At 64.9% G+C, this 433-nt stretch carries 1 protein-coding gene; it reads left to right on the top strand.

Annotated features, from left to right (window positions below; all coding sequences use genetic code 11):
- Positions 1-433: thiamine pyrophosphate-dependent dehydrogenase E1 component subunit alpha (locus I6F37_RS40755; RefSeq protein ID WP_249795469.1), on the top strand; the 433-nt coding region annotated here is incomplete at both ends.

Genomic DNA, 433 nt, shown 5'->3' with positions numbered 1-433 from the left:
TGGCCAGCCAGAACAACGGCGACGGCAAGGTCACCGTGGTCAGCTTTGGCGACGGTGCATCGAATATCGGCGGGTTCCACGAGGCGATGAACATGGCGCAGCTGTACAAGCTGCCGGTGGTCTGCCTGTGCCAGAACAACCGCTACGGCGAGCACACCGCCTTTGCCGATCACACCGACAGCACCTCGATCGCAGCCCGCGCCGCCGGCTATGGCATGAAGGGGGTGACCGTCGACGGCAACGATGTCGAGGCGATGTACGGCGCGGCCAAGGAAGCTGTCGATCGTGCCCGCGCGGGTGAAGGCCCGACGCTGCTCGAGGCGATGTGCTATCGCATGATGGGCCACTTCTTCGGCGCTGACTTCTCCTACATGCCGGCCGAGCATATCGCCGAGATGGCTGCCGAGGACCCGCTGCCCAAGCTGCGCAAGGT

It is taken from the genome of Bradyrhizobium sp. NBAIM08, assembly GCF_020193935.1.
GTDB lineage: Bacteria > Pseudomonadota > Alphaproteobacteria > Rhizobiales > Xanthobacteraceae > Bradyrhizobium > Bradyrhizobium yuanmingense.
This window is presented reverse-complemented; position numbering and strand designations above follow the sequence as displayed.